The organism is Streptomyces sp. S6 (genome assembly GCF_054880855.1).
This window is the reverse complement of the sequence record NZ_JBTYMC010000009.1, coordinates 15,269-34,515: the sequence shown is the minus strand read 5'-3', so window position 1 is coordinate 34,515 and position 19,247 is coordinate 15,269. Positions and strand designations below refer to the sequence as shown.

Below are 19,247 nucleotides of genomic sequence, written 5' to 3'. Positions count from 1 at the left end.
GAGCACGCGTACCCGGTTCTGGCACCAGACCCGGACGGCTACCTGCCCGGACGGGACGTCGCGTCTCTGCGGCGTCAGTCCCGTGGTTTCGCGGTGGGGCGTGAGCTCTGGGCATGGGGCCTGTTCAGCCGTAATTACTGGCTCGACGACGAGCTGGGCGAGCTGGTCACCATCCTCGACCTGATCGCACCCCACGTCGAGGAACCCGGCCACGGCGGGTACTTCCGCGAGGAGTACGACGCCGAGCCGACCGTCTTCACCTTCCGGAACGGCACCTACGGGCCGAAGCTCTGACGCGGGTCGACCGCGGAGCGTCAGTCGCGGGCGGGCAGTGCGCCGGCGGCCGGGTCCTTGCCCAGGTGGTGCCGGAGCCGGTCGCGCAGGGCGGCGGCGTCCGGGTGGCCGAGTTCCTCGAAGAGGGCCAGGGAACGGGTCCAGGCGTTCTTCGTCGAGCCGGTGTCCCGGGCGGCGTGGAGGGTGTCGCCGAGGTGCGCGAGGATGTCCGCCTCGAAGTAGCGGTCGCCCAGCTCGTGGAAGAGCCGGGCGGCCCGCTCGTAACAGGCCGCCGCCTGCGCGTACTCGCCGAGATGGTGGTGGGCGTAGCCGAGGGTGTCCCAGGTGTGGGCCTCGCCGGAGGCATGGCCGGCTCCCTCCAGCAGGGCCAGCGCCTGCCGGCCGAGGTCGACGGCCTGCCGGTGCCGGCCGAGCATCGTGTGGTCCCAGCCGACGTTGTTGAGCGCCATGCCCTGCCACCCCCGTTCCCCCGCCACCCCGAACAGCTCCACCGCCCGCCGCGAGTGGACGAGCGCCTCGGTGCGGCGCTCCTGACGGGTCGACACCCTGCCGAGCGCCAGGTGCGTGTGGGCCTCGCCCGCCGGGTCGTCCAGCTCCCGGTACAGCCGCATCGCGCGGTCGAGGCGCGCTCGGGCGTCCACCTGATGCCCGAGCGACGACTCCGCGTTCGCGATGTTGCGCAGCGCGCACGCCTGCGCCGCCCGGTCGCCCAGCCGCTCGGCGGCGGCCAGCGCTGCGGTGTGGGCGGCGGCCCACTCGGCCCACATGACCGCGCGCTGGTGGTACGTGCTCAGCGCGGCGGCCAACTGCCAGACGTGGCCGTCGAATCCGTCCCGTGCGGCCTGCTGGAGAGCGGCGGACAGCACGGAGTGATCGGCGGTGAACCAGGCCATGGCGGCGTCCCGGCCGGCCGGCTCCTCGGGCCGGACACCGGGCCGGACGGGCGCGGGTTCGACGCGGTCGGCGGGCGGGCCCAGCAGGCGCTGCGCCCGCAGCGCGGTGTGCAGGTAGTGGTCCAGCACTCGGTGCGTCGCCTCCCGGCGGACGTCCTCGCCGTCCTCGGCACGGGCCAGCTCACCGGCGTAGGCGCGGAGCAGGTCGTGGAACGAGTAGCGGCCCGGGGCGGGCTCCGCCAGCAGATGGGCGGTCGTCAGTTCGGCTAGCAGCAGGCGGGTGGGCGCGGGGGGCTCACCCGCCAGGCTCGTCGCCGCCGCGGCGGAGATGTCCGGCCCGGGATGCAGGCCGAGCAGCCGGAACAGCCGGGCGGCGGCGGGGCTCAGGGCCCGGTAGGACCAGGAGAAGACGGCACGCACCCGAGTGGCGTGATCACCCGCGTCGAGCGCGTCGAGGCGGCTGTTCCCGTCGCGCAGTTCGCCCGCGAGGTCGGCCAGCGGCAGGTTCGGCCGGTCGGCGGCCCGAGCCGACACCACGGCCAGCGCCAGGGGCAGCCCGGCACACCGGGCCGTGATCTCGGCGACGGCCGCGGGATCGGTCGCCGTCCTCGGCCCGCCGAGCCGGTCGGCCAGCATGGACCGCGCCTCGGCGGGGGACAGCACGTCGATCGCGAACATGTGGGCGCCCTCCACCGCCGCCAGGCTGGTGAGCCGGTTGCGGCTGGTGACGAGGACGACGCAGCCGGGCGCCCCGGGCAGCAGCGGTCTGACCTGGTCGGCGTCCCGGGCGTTGTCCAGCACGACGAGCATCCGCCGGTCGGCGAGCAGACTCCGGTACAGGGCCGCCTGCGCGTCCACACCGGCCGGGATCCTGGCGGGGGGCACCTCCAGGGCGTCCAGGAAACCGCGCAGCGCCTCCGCCGGGTCCCGCGACGAGCCGGCCGGGTCGAACCCGCGCAGGTTCACGTACAACTGCCCGTCGGGGAACGACTTCCGCACCCGGTGCCCCCAGTGCACGGCCAGCGACGTCTTGCCCACCCCGGCCGTGCCGGACACCGCCGAGATCACCACGGGCGCGGACGACGCCGTCGTCAAGAACGCGTCCAGCCGCGCGAGTTCCTCCACCCGGCCGGTGAACCCCCGTACCGCGACCGGCAGTTGTGCGGGCACCAGGCGCTGAGGTGCCGGGGAACCGCTCGGCACGGGCAACCCGCCCCGCAGTACCGCCTGATGGGCCGCCCGCAGCGCCGGACCCGGCTCCGTGCCCAACTCCTCGGCCAGCCGACGCCGTACGGCGGCGTAGCACTCCAGGGCCTCGGCACCCCGCCCGGCCGCATACAGCGTCCGCATCAGCGTCTCCGCCAGCGGCTCCGTCAACGGATGCTCGTCCAGCAGCGCGGACAGCGGGCCGATCGCCGCGGCCGGGTCGTCCGGCAGTTGGAGCCGCGCCCACGCGACGGTCGCCTCCACGCGCTCCCGCCGCCACGCCTCGCGCGTCTGCACCGCCCACGGACCGTCCAGCCCGCTGAGCGGCTCACCCCGCCACAGCCCGAGCGCCTCGCCCAGCAGTCGCGCCCGCACGCCGTCCGGCAGCCCGGGATCCCGCGCCTCGCCCACCAGTCGGCGGAACCTGTGGACGTCGATCCGGTCCTTGTCCGCCTCCAGGACGTACCCCCCGGACCGGCGCGTCACCCTGATCCGGCCCGCGGTCCCCTCGCACAGCCTGCGCAGCCGGGCGACGTGCGCGTACACCGAACGCCGGGCCCCCTCGGGGGAGTTCGGGCCCCACACCCGCCGGATCACCATGTCGGGCGCCACCGGCCGTCCGACGTCCACCGCCAACACCGCGAGCACGGCACGCCGTTGCGGCGGTCCGACCTCGTCCGTCCCCTCCGGCGTGGCCAGTTCCACCGGTCCGAGCAAACGTAACTGAGGCATCGGCCCCCTCGATCTCTCCCCCGTGCACCGACCGGGACGGCCGCTGTGCCGGGGGCACGACAACCTATCGACAACATCTCGACCCACCCTCGTCCCCCAGCATGGCGGTGCCCCGGAGGTCCGACCACCGCCGGGCGCGCGGGAATCGGGGAGCAGGGGGAGCGATGAGCGGGAGCAGCGTATCCCTACGCGCCGGAATCGAACACGGTGCGAGAACACCGGCGGACGGCGCCGGGCGGGGCGTCCTGGAGGGCGCCTTCGCTCTGCTGGCGGCGGTGGAACGCGCACCGGGAGCCGGGCTGACCCGGCTGTCGGCCGAGAGCGGCCTGCCCAAGGCCACGGCCCACCGGCTGCTGGAACAACTGACGGCCCTGGGCGCCGTCGAACGTCACTCCGGGGGATACCGCCTCGGCTGGCGGATGTTCCAGCTCGGCCAGGACTGGCAGCCGCACCCCGGGCTGCGTGCGGCGGCGGCCGAACCCGCTTGCAGGCTGGCCGAGTTGACGGGCACCGTCGTGGGGACGGCGGTGCTGCGGCGGCACCAGACGCTGCTGATCGAGTGGTTCCCGGGGAACGGGAGGACGCCGACGGACCGCTCTCCTCGGCCCTGGTACACCGCCGCCGGGAAGGTGTGCGCCGCACACCCCGGCCACCCTTTCCCGCCCGGCCCGGTACCGGCCTCCTGGCCGCAGGAGGCGCGCGAGATCCGCGCACGCGGCTTCGCGCTCGACCGAGGCGTCCTCGCACCCGGCGCACACGGCGTCGCAGCACCCCTGTACTGCACGGGCGACACCCCCGTCGCGGCCCTCTTCGCCGTCGCCGGTCCCGCACATCGGCTGGAGCGGGTCGCCGACGCCGTCCGGCGGACGGGCGCGCACATCAGCGCACGCCTCAGGCGGGAGAGCGACTGACGAGGCTCACCCACGCCCCCGACGCGGCGGAGCGGCTCATCGCGTCGAGAGCGGTCGCGCTGTGCACGGCGTCCTCCAGCGTCGCCCCGTACGGCGTGCCCTCCTCGATGGAACGCAGGAACGCGTGCGCCTCGATCACCTTCAGGTCGTCGTACCCCATGCCGCCCGCCGCGCCCGGTTGGAACGCCGCGTAGTCGCCGTGCCCCGGGCCGACGTACACCGTGCTGACCGGCTGGTCCTGGTACGACGTGCCGACGCCGACGCCGAGTTCGTTCATCCGGCGGAAGTCCCAGAAGACGGCGCCCTGCGTGCCGTGCACCTCGAAGCCGTAGGTGTTCTGCTCGCCGACGGAGACCCGGCACGCCTCCAGGACGCCGCGCGCGCCGGAGGTGAACCGGAGCAGACAGCTGACGTAGTCCTCGTTCTCGACCGGCCCCGGCTCGCCGCCGGAGGCGAGGGTGTGGCCCGCCGTCGCGCCGGCGGGGCGGGCCCGCTCGGGGACGAAGACGGCCGTGTCGGCGGTCAGGGAGGCGATGTCGCCCAGCAGGAAGCGGGCCAGGTCGACGCCGTGCGAGGCGAGGTCCCCGAGGACCCCGCTGCCGCCCCGCTCCCGCTCGAACCGCCAGGTCAGAGCACCGTCCGGGTGGGCGGCGTAGTCGCTGAAGAGCCGCACGCGCGCGTGGGTGACGTGTCCGACGGCACCGGAGGCGATCAGCTCGCGGGCGTGGACGACGGCCGGCGCGTTGCGGTAGTTGAACCCGACCGTGCCCCGCACACCGGCCTCGGCGACGGCGCCGGCGACCGCACGGGCGTCCTCGGCACTCAGCCCCACCGGCTTCTCGATCCAGATGTGCTTGCCCGCCTTTGCCATCGCCACCCCGATCTCCCGGTGCAGGAAGTTCGGCGCGGTGATGCTGACGGCCGCCACGCGCGGGTCGGCCGCGATGTCCCGCCAGTCCCGGGTGGCGACCGCGAACCCGTACCGCTCCGCCGCCTCCTCGGCCCGCCCCGGCACCTCCTCGGCGACGGCGACGAGCTCGGGACGCAGGCCCAACTGGGGGAAGTGGTGGGGGAGTCGGGTGTACGCCTGGGTGTGCACCCGGCCCATCCAGCCGAACCCGACGACGGCGACACCGAGCGTACTCACCATGGGCCTGCCCCTCTTTGGACCGTTCCAGAACGTGCACGCTCACCCTGAGGAGCGGCACCCCTGATGTCAAGGGCCTTTACAACGAGAACCCGGCTGTGGAACGGTCCACGACATGAGGACTCCGACCATCCGTGACGTCGCCGCACGCGCGGGCGTGTCCAAGTCGCTCGTCTCGCTGGTCCTGCGCGGATCCGACGGGGTCCGCCCCGACAAACGGGACGCCGTCCTCGCCGCCGTCGACGAACTCGGCTACCGCCCCAACGCCGCCGCCCGCAGCCTCAGCGAACGCCGCACCCGCACCGTCGGCGTCCTCCTCGACGACCTGCGCAACCCCTGGTTCGTGGACCTCCTCGACGGCCTGAACTCCCGCCTCCACGACCACGGCCTGCGCATGCTCCTGGCGGACGCCCACCTCAACCGCCGCCTCGGCGAGGACCTCACCCGGACGTTCACCGAACTCCGCGTCGACGGCCTGATCGCGGTCGGCACCCTGCCCGACCCCGGCGTCCTGCGAGCCGCCGCGAGCACGGTCCCCACCGTCCTCGCCGGCACCCGCGAACCCGCCCTCCCCACCGTCGACGTCATCGCCGGCGACGACGAACACGGCGCCCGCCTCGCCACCGAACACCTCATCTCCCTCGGCCACCGCCACCTCGCGCACATCGCCGGGCGTGGCGTCATCGGCGAACTGCGCCGACGCGGCTTCGAGACGGCCGTCCGCAAGCACGGCCTCGACGCCACCGCCGTCGTCGAACAGGGCGACTTCACCGAGGAGGGCGGCTACCGGGCCACCGTCCGCCTCCTCCACCACCCCCTCCGCCCCACCGCCGTCTTCGCCGTCAACGACGTGACCTGCGTCGGCGCCCTCTCAGCCGCCGAGGAGAGCGGCCTGTCCGTCCCCGGGGACCTGTCCCTCGTCGGCTACGACAACACCTCCCTCTCCCAGCTCCGGCACCTGTGGCTCACGACCGTGGACAACTCCAGCCGGGAGGTGGGGCGCCGGGCCGCCCGGCATCTGCTGGAGCGGATCGAGGAACCGGGGCTGGCGGGGCGGGTGGAGCTGACGGTGCCGGTGTTGGAGGTGCGGGGGACGAGTGGGGTGCCTCGGGCGGGGTGAGGGGAAGGGGGTGGTGTATGACACCTCACACATCACATGGGAGAGGCCACGTATACGACACCTCACACCGCGTACATCACGCATCACACCCCCCACCCCGTCACCCCCACCACCTCCCCCGCGATCTCCGCCACCGACCGCCCGTCCGTCGCCACCCGGACCGTGTCCGCCGGGACCCCCTCCTCCAGCAGGCGGGCCTTGCGGCGGCTGTTGGTCCACTCGGATTCCAGTTCGGAGCCCTGTTCGCGGTGTTCGAGGCGGGAGCGGGTGGTGGGGTCGGTGGCGGTGAGGAGGACGCGGATGAGGCGGACGTCGGGGGCGAGGGCCTGTTCGAAGATGCCGGTGCTGGCCGGCATGACGCTCATCGTGTTGACGTAGATGAGGCGACGGTGGCCGAGGCGGCTGTAGTTGGTCCAGACGGCCTTGAGGTTGGCGGTCGTGATGTCCACGAGGTGGGGGTCGTCCGGTGGGGCGGGGTGCACCTGGCTCATGAAGTCGCCGTCGATGAGGGCGTGGGGGACCTCGGCGGAGCGCAGGAGGGCCGAGATCTCCCAGGAGACCGTCGTCTTGCCCACTCCCGCGCGTCCTCCGATGAGGAGTGCCTCTGCTTGATCCATTCCGTCACCGTAGCGTCCGGGCCTCCGTGAGGAAGGTGTCCAGGACTCCGTCCGCGACGCGCACCGGGCCCTGGGGGCGGGTCTCGCCAGGGATCGTCTGGATGGCGCCGGCGCGGGTGCTGAGGGAGGACGTCTCCGTGAACAGGCGTTGGGCGCCGGGCTCGTCGCCCGAGAGGCGGGCGGTGAGGGCGTCGAGGGTGCGTTCGAGGGCGGCGCTCCAGAGGGTGAGGGCGTCCAGCCAGGGGGTGCAGTCGGCGACGAAGGCCGGGTCGGTCACGCCGGTTCGGATACGGGCCGGGGTTGCGGACAGCAACTGGGCGTAGGGGCGCAGGGAGTTGAGGGCGGCGGCCTTCGACCCGGTGTTCCACGCCGTGCGGAACTCCGCGAAGCGCGCTGCGAGTTCGGGTGCCTGGGGCTGCCAGGGGGACGAACCGAACGTCGGCGCCAGGTGCTCGACGTCGAAGAACGCCAGCAGCGCCTCCACCGTCGAGGCGTCGCCGTCGGACAGATACCCGGCGGCTGCCCGCCACGCCCGCCGCGCGTCGTAACTCCCGTCGTTCCAGGCGAAGTCGGCGCCGCCGAAGAGGGCGACCTTGCTGGCGGCGGCCTGGTTCATGGGGTTGAGGACGAGGCCGGAGAGCTGGGCGTGCAGGCCGGACTCGCGGGCGGTGTAGGGGGCGAGGAGGAGCCGGCCCTCGGCCTGGCCGTAGTCGTTGACGGGGTAGTTGTCCCAGAGGAACACCTTGCGCCCCCAGACGGCCGCCGCGCGGGACGCGTCCTGGACGGTGATGCGGGGCGGCACGGTGTCGGTGCCGGTCCACATCACCTCGACACGGGAGTCGAGTTGCTCGCGGATCGTCCGTTTGTAGGGGGTCTCCGTGACGTCGCCGTACTCCGTCGGCACCATCTGGAGCGGATACGTCCCCGCGCGTGCCGCGAGGAACGTCCGCTGGAGCCGGTTCAGCAACTCCACCTGCGCCCGCGCCGCCGACGCCTGTGAGGGTGCCCCGTACGCGGTCCGGTCGGCCGTGCAGTTCCACCGCGTGTAACTGATGTCGTCCAGCGGGACCGAGAAGCTCCGCACCCCGAGGTCGTACACCGCCTGGAGTTTGGCCTCCAGGGCCGCGCGGTCGGCGGCGGAGCTGTAGCAGATGGAGACACCGGGGGAGAGCGCGAAGGTGAAACGGACGTGATGGTCGGCCGCCTGCCGGACCAACTCGCCGAGCTGGGCCAGGAGTTGAGCGGGGTAGGGATCCCGCCAGCGCTCACGGTGATAGGGGTCGTCCTTCGGCGCGTACAGATACGTGTTCATCTTCAGCGCGCCGTAGAAGGCGAGTTGGTCCATGCGTTCCGCGTGCGTCCACGGGCTGCCGTAGAACCCCTCGATCGCCCCGCGCAACGGCATCAGCGGATGGTCGACGACGCTGACGGCCGCCAGCGTCGTACCGGTGACGAGTTGGCGCAGCGTCTGGGCGGCGTAGTACGTGCCGCTCGCGTCGGCGCCCGCGAGGACCACCGAACCGCCGGCGCCGGGCGCGGCACGGGAGGCGAGCGCGTACCCCTCGGCGGGCAGCGGGGTGGAGGGCAGCCGACCGCCCGCCGCCCGCAACGCGTCGGTGACCCGCGAGTCCGTGACCCCGCCGATCACCACACTCAGGTCCCCGGCCTCGACTCCCGTCGCCGGAAGGGGACTTTCCTCGATCTCGGTCGCTCCCGCCGAACGCAGGACGGACACGACGAGGTCGCGGGTGGGCCGGTCCGGCTGCCCGGCGGTGAGGACACGGACCCGGGACGGGACGGTCAGCGGGTCACCGTTGGCCGCCAACTGCTGCGGACGAGGCGTGACTTCGGGCAGGGAGACCGCCGCCGAGGCCGGTGGGGGAGCGGTGAGCAGAAAGGGCAGGACGAGCGCGGCGAGAGCCAGCCGTGCGCTGTGTCTCCACTGCATGCCGTCCCCCTCACCAGGCCAGCTCGGTCGTCGCGGCCGGGCTGCGGCGCCCCGTCACGGACACCGCCTCCAGCTCCAGCCGCGTCGTCGCCCCGTCGCCCTCCCGGGCCAGCGGCGACACGCAGTACGCCCCGTCGTACGTCCGCCCCAGCCACCGCCGCCCCGACGCGGTGCGCCGGAAAATGTCGTACCGGGCCACCTCGTCCGGCGCGAAATCCCAGGTCAGATAGACACTCGCGGTGTCCCCGGCCCGCACCGCCCGCTCGACGGCGAACCCGCCGGGCCGCCCCGGCACCGGATCCGCACCGGCGTCCGCGATCCGCAGCTCCCCGAGATGGACGGCGATCCCGGCGGCCCCACCGCTCCCGGCCAGCAGGGAGACGTGGACGGCGACGACGGTCCGCCCCGCCCACGCGGCGAGGTCGGCCGTCCAGCGGGACCAACTCGCGCCCACGGGACCGGCGTCGAGCCACACCGTGTCGGCGGGCGCGTCCTGGAGGACGAGCCCGAGCCGAAGCGCCGCCGTCCCGGTCGAACCCCGGTGCACCAGCGAGGCGGTCGACGCCGGGGTGAGGGGCAGGCGGGTCTTGTAGAGGCGCACGACAGCCGACGCGGACGCGCCCAGAGTGCCGGACAGGCGCAGGGAGTTGCCGGCGTCGTACGCGGTGGTGTGGTCGTAGTCCGCGCGGATCGCGGTGCTCGGGGCGTTCGCCGCGTCGCGGATCCACCACTGCCAGGTCGGCAGGAGATCCTGGCTGCCGATGTCGAACCAGGGGCGGTCGCCGGTCTGGACGCCGTCGGTGAAGAACCGTTCGCCGGTGCCCGTGCAGAAGCGTGTGACGAAGGGCAGGCGGCCGATGGCGGACTTCTCGACGATGTGGTGGGCGGTGCCGTCCCAGCCCGCCGGGTCGAGGGGACGGCCGCTGTCGGGCTGGCGGGTGCGGCCGGTGCGGGAGGGGTCCTCGGCGGGCCCGGACCAGAGCTGACGCTCGCGGGCGTACACGGGGGCCTGGTTCGCGAGGGTCGTCTTGTCGCCGTCGACCGTGTACCAGACCATCTCCGAGCCGAGGAACGCCCAACTGGTGCGCGGTTCACCGCCCTCGGGGAAGATCGCGCGCGGGTCGTAGGGCTGGGCGAAGCGGTACATGCCGATCTCGCTGCCCGCGTACACGACCTCGAACGGGTCCAGGCCGAGCGAGAGGGCGTGGCTGCGGGACGCCTGGATCCGGGCCGAACTCCACCAGTAGTTGAGGAACACGCTGCTGTTGACGCGCTGTCCGCCGTTCACGATCCAGGGCGAGTTCACCGAGTTGAACTCGTTCTGGTAGGAGATCCGGCCGTCGACCGTGAGGGAGTCGTACCACTGGACGTGGAAGCCGGGCGGCGCCTTGCGCGCGAGATAGCCGAGCATCTCCATCAGCAGCCGCGCCTGGGCGGCCGTGATGGTGGCCTCCTGGTTGACGAAGTAGCCGTCGAAGCCGAAGTAGCGGGCCATCGCGATGAGTTGGTCCGCGAGGGGGAAGGTGCCCTGCGGGGTCTTCTCGACGATGTCGGCGAAGTTCTCGGGGCGCGGCCAGAACCAACAGCCCAGGCTGAGCACGCCGTTGCGGTGCGCGGCGTCCGTGTAGCCGGGGTTCGGGAGGTTCAACAGGCCGTAGGGCGGGTTCGGTTCGGTGTGGCGGCCGTCCAGCGGCAGGCCGTGCCAGGACGCGTACAGGTCGGGGTACTGCCAAAAACGCAGGGCGTACGCCTCGGCGACCGGGCCGTACGGATAGCCCTCGGTCTCCCAGCTCGGCTGGACGTAGTCGTTGGCGAGGACCGCGAGCCGGGGCCGGGGGTCGAGGCCCCGGCGGGACTGGGTCGGCTCGAAGGCGCCGATCCGGGGTGCGAGCGGGACGCGGGAGCGCAGATACCGGGCGTGCCGGTCGGTGTCCGGGTTCCACGCCTTGATCTGCGGCCCGGAGTAGCCGTGCATCAGTGGAGGTTCGGGTCCGAAGCCCGCCGCCGCGAGGGACTGCGCCTGCGCGGCTGTCGCGGGGAGGGCGGCGGCGCTTGCCAGCAGTCCGGCGCCGGCGGCTTGGAGGAAGCTGCGGCGCCGCAGGGGTCTTTCGAGCGGGCCTGACGCGTCGACGGGCATGTGGGGGTCCCCTCTCCTCGGTGAGGCGAGAGCCGACACTAAAGCGCTAAAGTTGGCCCCGCAAGAGGGAGTTGACGCCGCATCAGGATCCGATCACCGGGGTTCCCATGAGTGCCGAGGGCCGCCGTCCCACCCTCCGTGACATCGCCGAGCGGTGCGGGATCTCCGAGGCCGCCGCCTCCTTCGCGCTGAACGGCAGGCCCGGTGTCTCGGAGGCCACGCGCAGGCGGGTCCTGGAGGTCGTCGAGGAGCTGGACTGGTCCCCGCACCCGGCCGCCCGCGCGCTGAGCGGGGCAGGCTCGTCCACCGTCGGGTTCGTCGTCGCGCGCGACCCTCGCGACGTCGGCACCGAACTCTTCTTCCACCGCCTGATGACCGGCATGCAGACCGTGCTGAGCGCCCGCCACCACGGCCTGCTGTTCCAGGTCGTGGCCTCGGTCGAGGAGGAGATCGCGACCTGTCGCCGCTGGCGCGACGAGAGGAGAGTCGACGGCGTCGTCCTCGTCGACCTCCGGCGAGACGACCCGCGCCCGGCCGCCGTCGCCGCGCTCGGCCTGCCCGGCATCGTCGCGGGCGGCCCCGACCCCGGCGGCCACCTGCCCTCCGTGCCCGTCGACGACGCCGCCGCGATGCGCACCGTCATGGACCACCTGCGCGCACGCGGCCACGACCGCGTCGCCTACCTGTCCGGCACGCCCGGCATGCTGCACGTGCACCGGCGCATCGAATCCTTCGAACGTACCGGCCGTGACCTGGGCTTCCAGCACTGCCGCACCCTCTCCACCGACTTCTCGGCGGCGGCCGGCGAACGGGCCACCGAGACCGCGCTCACCACCGCACCCCGCCCCACGGTGCTGATCTACGACAACGAGGTCCTCGCCGTCGCCGGACTCGACGCCGTCCGCCGCCACGCCCTGCGCATCCCCGAAGACATCGCGGTCGTCGTCTGGGAGGACACCCCGGTCTGCACGGCCCTGCGCCCCCAGCTCACCGCACTGCGCCGCGACGCCGTCGGCTTCGGCGCGGACGTCGCCCGGCGTCTGCTGTGCCTCCTGGACGGGCGGCCGATGCAGGCCCCCGCCGACCTGGTGCCCGTCCTCGTCGCCCGCGCCAGCACGCTCGGCGTCAACTCCCGCCAAGATCAAGCAGACTGACGCAGCATCAGCAACGCCCGCCCCACCCGTTGACACCCTCAACTTAAGCGCCTTAGTGTCGGCTCTCGCCATCCCCCGCCTGACGCTGCGAACAGCCCCGCCCGGGACGGCGATCGCACACGAACTCGCCGAACCGACCGACCGACGCGAGGGAGTTCACGATGAGACGTCTGTGGGCAGCAGGGGCGATCCTGATGCTGGCCGGGTGCGGAGTGGGAGGCGGTGACGACTCCGGGGGCGGCACCGACGGCCCCGTGAACGGCAAGGCCACCGGTTCGATCACCTTCCAGACCTGGAACCTCAAGGGCAACTACGCCGCCTACTTCACCGGCCTCGTCGCCGCCTTCGAGAAGGAACACCCCGGCGCGAAGGTGAAGTGGATCGACCAGCCCGCCGACGGCTACTCCCAGAAACTCTCCGCCGACGCCGCCGCGGGCACCCTCCCCGACGTCATGGACCTCGGCCCCGAGGCCGGCTACACCCTGGCCGGCGCCGGCATGCTCCTCGACATCGCCAAGGCCGACCCCGCGGCGAAGGCCGACTTCCTGCCCGCCGCCTGGAACGCCATGACCTGGCCCGGCATCGACGGCGGCACCTACGGCTACCCCTTCTACCTCAACACCGGCCCCTCCTTCTTCAACACGAAGCTGATGGCGAAGGCGGGCCTCGACCCGAAGAACCTCCCGAAGACCTACGACCAGCTCTTCACCCAGGCCGGCAAGATGGCGGCGTCCGCGAAGGGCGCCTACTCGATGCTCGGCCGCACCCCGGTGATCGAGACCTTCGGCACCTACGGCGTCCAGTTGATGAACAAGGACGCCACCGCGTTCACCTTCAACAGCGCCAAAGGCGTCGAACTCCTCACCCGCTACAAGGAGATGTACGACTCCGGCGCCCTCACCGAGGACATCCTCAACGAGAAGCAGGTCGGCGAGGTCGACAAGTTCAAGGCGGGACAGCTCGGCTGGCTCCCCGGCAGCGCCTACAACCTCGCCGACTTCAAGAAGAACGCCCCCGACATCTACCGGAGCGTCGCCGTCGGACCCATCGTCGCGAACGCCGCCCCGAACATGTACATCGAGTCCCTCGCGGTGAGTTCGAAGACCCGCGACGCCGCCACCGCCGTCGCCTTCGCCAAGTTCGCGACGGACAGGGCCAACCAACTCGCCTTCGCCCACCAGGCGGCCGTCTTCCCCGCGACCGTGCACACCCTGGACGACCCGTACTTCACGAAGGACGACGGCACCGACGAGGGCCGCGTCCGCGTCGAGGCCGCCGCGCAGGTCGGCAGGGCCGTCGTGCACTGGCCGCCCGCCTTCTCCCAGGCGATGGTCGACGAACTCCGCGAACAGGTCGCCCTCGCCCTCAAGGGCGACAAGTCACCGAAGAAGGCCCTCGACGACACGGTCGCGTTCTGCGACGAGAAGCTGCGACGGGCGTGACGGCACCCGTCATGACGGAGGCCGCAACCCCGGTCAGCGGCAAGCCGGTTGGCGCGACCGGGGTGGCCGGCCGCACTCACCGTCGCCGGTCCGCCCCCTGGGCCTTCCTCGCCCTCGGCCTCACCGTCACCGCCGTCTTCGTCCTCTTTCCCTTCCTCAACACCGTCGTCCTGTCCTTCACCGACGCGACGATGGTGCGCGGCGGACGGTTCACCGGCCTCGACAACTACCGCCGCCTGAGCGACGATCCACGCTTCTGGACGGCGCTGCTCAACTCGACCCTGTACGTCGTCTGCGTCGTCCCGTTCATGGTCGTGCTCCCGCTGCTCCTCGCGGCCCTCGTGAGCCGTCCGGGCCGGCTGATCGGCGTGTTCCGCAGCGCCTTCTACACCCCGGTCGTCATGTCGGCCGTCGCCGTAGGACTGATCTGGACGAACCTGCTCGACAGCCGGGGACTCGTCAACGAGGCGCTGTCCTGGGCCCGGTTGGTCTCCGAGCCGGTGCCGTTCGTCGCGGACCGCTGGCTGCTGCTGGTGAGCGCGATGTTCGTGACCGTGTGGACGGGGGTGGGGTACTACATGGTGATCTACCTGGCCGCCCTCGCCCACATCCCGCCGGCCCTGTACGACGCCGCGTCCGTCGACGGGGCCGGCGCCGCGCGGAGGTTCCTGTCGGTGACGGTCCCCGGGGTGCGGTCCACGATGGCGCTGGTCGGGGTGCTGTCGTCGGTGGCCGCGTTCCGCGTGTTCAGCGAGGTGTACGTGCTGTCCGGGAACACCGGCGGGACGGGCGGCAAGGACATCACGATGACCATGCTGATCCAGCGGGAGGGGACGGGGCTCTCGGCGGACACCGGGTACGCGACGGCGATCAGCGTCGTCATGTTCGTCATCACGCTCACGCTGCTGCTCGTGCAGTTGCGTATGCAGCGCCGGGACGGGGACGCGGAGTGAGGCGGGGCGCCCGGTACGCCGTCCTCGTACTGGTCCTCGTGATCCTCGTCGGCCCGTTCCTGTGGCAGCTCTCGCTGTCCTTCAAAGGCGCGGGCGACGACCTGTACGCGCGTCCGCCCAGGCTCCTGCCCAGCGATCCGACGTTCGGGAACTACCGGGAGGTCGTGCGCCGGGTCCCGGTACCGGACTACCTGCTCAACTCCGTGACCGTGGCGCTGATCTCCGTCGCCGCGAACGTCGTCGGGGCGACCTGCGCCGGGTTCGCGCTGGCGAGGCTGCGGTTCCGGGGGCGGGGCGCCGCGCTGTCGGTGTTCGTCGCCGCGCTGCTCGTCCCCGGGGAGACGGTCATCGTCGCGCAGTTCCTGCTGATGCGCTCCCTGGGGCTGAACAACACACTGCTGGGGGTGGCCCTGCCGACGGCGGTCGCGGCACTGAACGTGCTGCTCATGCGCAACGCGTTCCTCGCGCTGCCGCTCGCGCTGGAGGAGGCGGCCGTCATCGACGGGGCCAACGTGTGGAAACGGTTCCTGCTGATCTGCGTGCCCCAGGTGAAGGGCGCCATGGCCGTCGTCGCGATCTTCGCGTTCGTCGGGTCGTGGAACGACTTCCTGTGGCCGCTGATCGTCCTGTCCGACCAGGACAAGTACACGCTGACCGTCGGCCTGAACGCGCTGCGGGGCACCTTCTTCGACAACCCCCGGGTGGTGGCCGCCGGGACGATCGTCGCGGTGGCGCCGGTCCTGGTGTTCTTCTTCGGGCTCCAGCGGTTCTTCTTCCGGGGAGTCGAGGAAGGGGGAGTCAAGGGGTGAGCACCTGCACGTGCACGCTCGCCGCCACCGGTCAGAGATAGTCCTCCAGCCGGGCCACCGTGTACCCCTGCTCCTCGATGTGCCGGAGCATGTTCACGGTCATCTGCGTGATCGTCCGCCCCTTCAGCTCGGACGGACCCCGGAAGTGGGCGAGGATGATCTCGCCGGGCCGCAGCTTCTTGCCCGGCAGCTGGTACTGCATGTTCTGGATCTGCATCGACTCGCGCCACAGGACGATCGCCTGGAGCCCGCAGGACGCGGCGGCCGTGCGGGTGGCCTCGTTCCAGTTGCCGTAGGGCGGGCGGAACAGGCGCGGCGCGGTGCCGTAGTGCTCCTTGAGCTTCGTCTGCTGGCCGCAGATCTCCTGCTGCTGGGCGACGCCGCTCAGCGTGGGCAGGTTCGGGTGGGTCAGCGTGTGGTTCTCGACGGGGTTGCCGAGCGCCTGGAGCTTCTGGAAGTACCCGTAGTCGTTCCGGATCGCCGCGTTCGTCAGGAACATCGTGATCGGGAGCTTCAACTCCTGGACCATCTTGACGAATTGGGGGTCCTGCTCGGTGCCGTCGTCGAACGTCAGGAAGACGATCTTCTCCTTGGTGGGTATCTCGCTGAGCACCGGTATCCGCCCGCCGGCCTTCAGCTCGACCGGCTTCGTCGCGGGCGGCGCGGGCGCCTCGGCGAGCGGCTTGAGCCCCCACTTCCGGTAGGCGGCCTCCACGGCCGCCCGGGGGTTCGCGGCGCGGGCCGCACCCGACGCGGAACCGGAACCGGACGGCGACGCCGTGGGCCGGGAGGTCGCCGAGGACTCCGACGTGCACCCCGTCGCCAGCCCCGCGACGAGAAGCGCACACGCCGCCGCCACTCCCTTGATCCGCCAGTGCATCGCGCCGCTCCCGTGTTCCGTACACCGTCCCCGTTCACCTGTAGTGATGTCGAACAGGGGTGCGGGGTTCCGTGAGGACACGATGACACAGCCGGGGGACAGGTGCTGACCAGGGGTGTTCGCCGACGGGGGAGAGCGGGACAAGAGGGCGTCCGGCCGCCTCACCCGGCCTCGCGCCCTCGTCACCCCAGTCCCCTCACCCGATCCGCCGCACCCCTGCGGCCGTGGGCGCCGACGGCCCCGTCAGCCCCTTGTCCGACGACGACGCGGGCGCGTCGACGCCCACCGGAGTCGTCGTCATCGGCCGAGCCGCCATGCACCGCTGCTTCTCGGCGCCGGTCATCGGCCCCGTCCGCTGGAGGAGGCGGTCCGGGACGGCGCGGGAGGGGCCGTCGACGACGGCGTGGAGGCGGTAGTCGTCCTTCCGGCTGACGAACCACCCCTCCACCCGCTCCCGCGTCGGCTGCAACTCCACCCAACTGACCTCGCCGGGCTGGATCTGCTCGACGACCGTGCGCTGATCGCTGCTGAACCACTGCCACGGCCGCTGCCACGCCTTCTCGTAGGCGAGCGCGAACTGGGCTGCCATCGGACGGGACTTGAGACGTTTCTCGTCCTCCGTCCGGTCCCCGGAGGTGGGCAGCCGGGCGACCTCCTCCAGCGACTGCCCGGCGTCCGCGTACGTCTGCGCGACGCTGTCGTGGCTGCGCTCGGCGAAGCTCAACACCCGGGTGTGCTGAAGGGTGTTGCGGGTGCAGTTGACGAACGCCTCCCCGATCACCCGGGCCTGGCCGTAGTACCGGAACGACGTGCGCCGGTCGGGCCGGAACTCGCACGCGTTCTCCCCGTTGCACGCGGCGAGCGCGTTGTGCAGCCACTTCTCCTTGTCGTTGCCCTTGAACGCCTCCGAGGTGCCGAGGGATGTGCGGTCGACGGTCTGGTCCACGGCCGGCGGCACCTCGACGGCCCGCACGCGGGCGACCATCGGCGAACACGTGATGTGCGCCTTGGAGTTGGTGACCTTGGACGTGAAGGTGAGCAGCGGCTCGTTCTCGGACGCCGTGAAGCTGTACGACCGCTGGGTCCAACGCCCGCCCCCGGGCGTCCCCTTGACGCGGCCGGGGTCCTTCGCCGTCGTGACGTCCGTGACGGCACCGCCAGTCGCCTCGACGGTGTACGGCTGCCCGTCCGCGACGTCCGCCGGGAGGCACTCCTTGGACACGGCGGGACTGTCCTCGTACGACACGGTGACCCGCGCCCCCGCCCGCACGCCGCGCAGCCGCTGCTGGAGCGTGTTGCCGTCCTTCTGGAGGGCGACGCCGTGGGAGTTGTCGGTGCGGCCGGACGCGGTGGGGGAGTAACGCTGGTTCGCGCCGGTCCAGTTGTCGATGCCGACGGTCGTCGGACCGTCCCCCTTCATCGCGGGTTCGGCGAAGTCGCCGTTGAGGACGGGGACGGGCTGTTCGGCGGGGGCCGCGAACGCGGGGGCCGCCAGGACGAGGGACGCGAGTGCGGGGGCGATGAGGAAACGCATGGCAGAACTCCTCGCTCAGGGTTGGACGTTGTTGCCGCCGGGCGCCGAGTTCCCGGTGGGCCGGGTGCCCTGGCACACGTTCGCCGGTGCGGCGTAGGTCTGCGCGACGAAGGAACTCGTGTTGACCATCGAGGGGCTGTCGACGGAGATGCCGAGGATCTTGCTGCCGAGGTCGGTGATCAGGTTCCCGGTCACCCGGCGCATCGCGGCGCTCGCGCCGAACACCAGGACGTCGTGCGGCTTCACGGTCGTCCTGTACGTCGTCTGCTCGGTGGCGTCCACCGTCCACGACTTGGAGTAGGTCGCCTTGAACGCGGCCTCGAACGCGAGCTTCGCGCTCGTCGAGGCCGTGAGTTTCGCGCCGCCGGCGACGGTGGTCTTCGTGCCGGTCTCGGAGGTCGGACCCTCCTTGAGGTTCGGCGTCTTGTGGTTGCTGGTGATGTCGTTGGACAGGTTGGTGGTGACCTCGCCGGACGCGGAGACGGTGCCCTCGGCGGTGACCTTCCCCGAGATCTCGCCGCCGATGTTGTCGGTGCTGCTGGTGCGCAGGGTCACCACGCGGTCGACGTTCATGTCGCTCTGCGTGCAGTTGACCACCGAGTTCCCGAGCGACCGCACGGCCGTGGCGAACTCCCGGTCCAGCAGGCGGTTGATCTTGAAGGAGCAGGCGGACTTTTTCGTCTCGCAGTACTTGAGGACGTCCTCCACCTTCGCGGGCTTCCCGTCCGGCCCCACAGCACGCGCGGCCGGCGGCGGACCGGGGTCCTCCTCCGGGAGCGGCGCGGCGGAGGCCGGCACGGCGAGCGCGAGGGAGGTCAGCAGAGCGGGGACGAGCAGAGCGGTACGGCGCACGGCACTCTCCTTGACAGCACGGAACAGGGTGGGGTTCAGGAACCGAGCAGTGAGCACAACTGGCCTGCGGGGAACGGGGATTGCTCGGGATCGGCGGAGGCGGGGAGAGTCGCCGCGAAGTCGGAGCAGACCGTCGACGACGTCGACGACGCGTTGTTCCCGGGCTCGGTCTTGAAGCCGGAGATCGTGTCCTTCATGTCCGCGACCCCCTGCTTCTCGGCGGCGCCGGACCCGGAGAGCTTCTCCATGCACTCCGAGGAGCCGGGCTTGCACGCGTCGAGCTGCTTGCCGACGGCGTCGATCTGCTTCTGCGCGTTCGCCGCGTCGGCCTCGGTCTTCTTCTGCTGGTCCTCGATCTTCTGGGCCGACGCCTCGTCGTCGTTGCACTGCTCGTCGTCGGGAGCGCACTCGGAGGCGGCGGCGACCGGGACGGCGTACGCGGGGGACATGTGAGCGCCGGTGCAGACGGCGAGCGCGAGGGCGCAGGCGCAGAGGAAACGGTGTGCGGGCATGACGGCTCCCGGGGACGAGGAGGGGGATTCGAACAAGCGGGTCAGACGCTAATCGGACAAGCGCACGGAGAACCGGCGGAACACACGCCCTGATCCGGGTTCACCG

At 72.0% G+C, this 19,247-nt stretch carries 16 protein-coding genes; 7 read left to right on the top strand and 9 right to left on the bottom strand.

Annotation, left to right across the window (positions count from 1 at the left end; all coding sequences use genetic code 11):
• Positions 1–93: 93 nt before the first annotated feature.
• Positions 94–294 (top strand): hypothetical protein, encoded by a 201-nt coding sequence (locus ACVNF4_RS02590; RefSeq protein ID WP_461800979.1) that lies wholly within the window; start codon positions 94–96, stop codon positions 292–294.
• A gap of 20 nt (positions 295–314) precedes the next feature.
• Here ACVNF4_RS02590 and ACVNF4_RS02585 read toward each other — a convergent pair whose 3' ends face one another.
• Positions 315–3,125: an AfsR/SARP family transcriptional regulator gene (locus ACVNF4_RS02585; RefSeq protein WP_461800978.1), complete on the bottom strand. Its 2,811-nt coding sequence runs from the start codon at positions 3,123–3,125 to the stop codon at positions 315–317.
• A 164-nt stretch (positions 3,126–3,289) separates the two neighbouring features.
• Between ACVNF4_RS02585 and ACVNF4_RS02580 the strand changes: the two genes are divergently transcribed.
• Positions 3,290–4,036 (top strand): IclR family transcriptional regulator, encoded by a 747-nt coding sequence (locus ACVNF4_RS02580; protein WP_461800977.1) that lies wholly within the window; start codon positions 3,290–3,292, stop codon positions 4,034–4,036.
• Here the strand turns inward: ACVNF4_RS02580 and ACVNF4_RS02575 are convergent.
• Complete coding sequence (locus ACVNF4_RS02575) at positions 4,017–5,186, bottom strand: Gfo/Idh/MocA family protein (protein ID WP_461800976.1); 1,170 nt, start codon at positions 5,184–5,186, stop codon at positions 4,017–4,019. The genes ACVNF4_RS02580 and ACVNF4_RS02575 overlap by 20 nt on opposite strands.
• A 112-nt stretch (positions 5,187–5,298) precedes the next feature.
• Here ACVNF4_RS02575 and ACVNF4_RS02570 point away from each other — a divergent pair, with 112 nt between their 5' ends.
• On the top strand, positions 5,299–6,303 hold the full coding sequence (locus ACVNF4_RS02570; RefSeq protein ID WP_461800975.1) for a LacI family DNA-binding transcriptional regulator: 1,005 nt from the start codon (positions 5,299–5,301) through the stop codon (positions 6,301–6,303).
• 83 nt (positions 6,304–6,386) lie between these two features.
• Here the strand turns inward: ACVNF4_RS02570 and ACVNF4_RS02565 are convergent, their stop codons facing one another.
• From ACVNF4_RS02565 to ACVNF4_RS02555, 3 genes are read right to left on the bottom strand one after another with little or no spacing between them, the layout of a single operon-like run.
• Positions 6,387–6,920 carry a hypothetical protein gene (locus ACVNF4_RS02565; RefSeq protein WP_461800974.1) on the bottom strand — a complete coding sequence of 178 codons (534 nt, stop codon included), beginning with the start codon at positions 6,918–6,920 and terminating at the stop codon, positions 6,387–6,389.
• 4 nt (positions 6,921–6,924) lie between these two features.
• A complete protein-coding gene (locus ACVNF4_RS02560) occupies positions 6,925–8,868 on the bottom strand; it encodes a beta-N-acetylhexosaminidase family protein (protein WP_461800973.1) in 1,944 nt (647 codons plus the stop codon).
• Between the two features lie 10 nt (positions 8,869–8,878).
• Complete coding sequence (locus ACVNF4_RS02555) at positions 8,879–11,005, bottom strand: endo-beta-N-acetylglucosaminidase (protein WP_461800972.1); 2,127 nt, start codon at positions 11,003–11,005, stop codon at positions 8,879–8,881.
• Between the two features lie 107 nt (positions 11,006–11,112).
• Here ACVNF4_RS02555 and ACVNF4_RS02550 point away from each other — a divergent pair, with 107 nt between their 5' ends.
• From ACVNF4_RS02550 to ACVNF4_RS02535, 4 genes are all read left to right on the top strand, one after another.
• Positions 11,113–12,159 carry a LacI family DNA-binding transcriptional regulator gene (locus tag ACVNF4_RS02550; protein ID WP_461800971.1) on the top strand — a complete coding sequence of 349 codons (1,047 nt, stop codon included), beginning with the start codon at positions 11,113–11,115 and terminating at the stop codon, positions 12,157–12,159.
• Between the two features lie 161 nt (positions 12,160–12,320).
• Positions 12,321–13,601 carry an ABC transporter substrate-binding protein gene (locus tag ACVNF4_RS02545; RefSeq protein WP_461800970.1) on the top strand — a complete coding sequence of 427 codons (1,281 nt, stop codon included), beginning with the start codon at positions 12,321–12,323 and terminating at the stop codon, positions 13,599–13,601.
• Positions 13,602–13,612: 11 nt separating this feature from the next.
• Positions 13,613–14,554 carry a carbohydrate ABC transporter permease gene (locus ACVNF4_RS02540; RefSeq protein ID WP_461800969.1) on the top strand — a complete coding sequence of 314 codons (942 nt, stop codon included), beginning with the start codon at positions 13,613–13,615 and terminating at the stop codon, positions 14,552–14,554.
• The gene (locus ACVNF4_RS02535) at positions 14,551–15,363 is read left to right on the top strand and encodes a carbohydrate ABC transporter permease (protein WP_461800968.1); all 813 of its coding nucleotides are present in this window, start codon (positions 14,551–14,553) and stop codon (positions 15,361–15,363) included. The genes ACVNF4_RS02540 and ACVNF4_RS02535 overlap by 4 nt, the downstream gene beginning before the upstream one ends.
• A gap of 31 nt (positions 15,364–15,394) precedes the next feature.
• On the opposite strand, the gene ACVNF4_RS02530 is transcribed toward ACVNF4_RS02535, so the two are convergent.
• The 4 genes from ACVNF4_RS02530 to ACVNF4_RS02515 form a co-directional block, all read right to left on the bottom strand.
• A complete protein-coding gene (locus ACVNF4_RS02530) occupies positions 15,395–16,243 on the bottom strand; it encodes a polysaccharide deacetylase family protein (protein WP_461800967.1) in 849 nt (282 codons plus the stop codon).
• Between the two features lie 196 nt (positions 16,244–16,439).
• Complete coding sequence (locus ACVNF4_RS02525; protein ID WP_461800966.1) at positions 16,440–17,777, bottom strand: carbohydrate binding domain-containing protein; 1,338 nt, start codon at positions 17,775–17,777, stop codon at positions 16,440–16,442.
• A gap of 15 nt (positions 17,778–17,792) precedes the next feature.
• A complete protein-coding gene (locus ACVNF4_RS02520; RefSeq protein WP_461800965.1) occupies positions 17,793–18,629 on the bottom strand; it encodes a hypothetical protein in 837 nt (278 codons plus the stop codon).
• Positions 18,630–18,664: 35 nt separating this feature from the next.
• Complete coding sequence (locus ACVNF4_RS02515; protein WP_461800964.1) at positions 18,665–19,141, bottom strand: hypothetical protein; 477 nt, start codon at positions 19,139–19,141, stop codon at positions 18,665–18,667.
• Between the last annotated feature and the right edge of the window lie 106 nt (positions 19,142–19,247).

What these genes read in the sequence shown, in the direction of transcription:
- ACVNF4_RS02585 (WP_461800978.1), bottom strand. Translation starts at nt 3,125, where the DNA reads ATGCCTCAGTTACGTTTGCTCGGACCGGTGGAACTGGCCACGCCGGAG.
- ACVNF4_RS02580 (WP_461800977.1), top strand. Translation starts at nt 3,290, where the DNA reads ATGAGCGGGAGCAGCGTATCCCTACGCGCCGGAATCGAACACGGTGCG.
- ACVNF4_RS02575 (WP_461800976.1), bottom strand. Translation starts at nt 5,186, where the DNA reads ATGGTGAGTACGCTCGGTGTCGCCGTCGTCGGGTTCGGCTGGATGGGC.
- ACVNF4_RS02570 (WP_461800975.1), top strand. Translation starts at nt 5,299, where the DNA reads ATGAGGACTCCGACCATCCGTGACGTCGCCGCACGCGCGGGCGTGTCC.
- ACVNF4_RS02565 (WP_461800974.1), bottom strand. Translation starts at nt 6,920, where the DNA reads ATGGATCAAGCAGAGGCACTCCTCATCGGAGGACGCGCGGGAGTGGGC.
- ACVNF4_RS02560 (WP_461800973.1), bottom strand. Translation starts at nt 8,868, where the DNA reads ATGCAGTGGAGACACAGCGCACGGCTGGCTCTCGCCGCGCTCGTCCTG.
- ACVNF4_RS02555 (WP_461800972.1), bottom strand. Translation starts at nt 11,005, where the DNA reads ATGCCCGTCGACGCGTCAGGCCCGCTCGAAAGACCCCTGCGGCGCCGC.
- ACVNF4_RS02550 (WP_461800971.1), top strand. Translation starts at nt 11,113, where the DNA reads ATGAGTGCCGAGGGCCGCCGTCCCACCCTCCGTGACATCGCCGAGCGG.
- ACVNF4_RS02545 (WP_461800970.1), top strand. Translation starts at nt 12,321, where the DNA reads ATGAGACGTCTGTGGGCAGCAGGGGCGATCCTGATGCTGGCCGGGTGC.
- ACVNF4_RS02540 (WP_461800969.1), top strand. Translation starts at nt 13,613, where the DNA reads ATGACGGAGGCCGCAACCCCGGTCAGCGGCAAGCCGGTTGGCGCGACC.
- ACVNF4_RS02530 (WP_461800967.1), bottom strand. Translation starts at nt 16,243, where the DNA reads ATGCACTGGCGGATCAAGGGAGTGGCGGCGGCGTGTGCGCTTCTCGTC.
- ACVNF4_RS02525 (WP_461800966.1), bottom strand. Translation starts at nt 17,777, where the DNA reads ATGCGTTTCCTCATCGCCCCCGCACTCGCGTCCCTCGTCCTGGCGGCC.
- ACVNF4_RS02515 (WP_461800964.1), bottom strand. Translation starts at nt 19,141, where the DNA reads ATGCCCGCACACCGTTTCCTCTGCGCCTGCGCCCTCGCGCTCGCCGTC.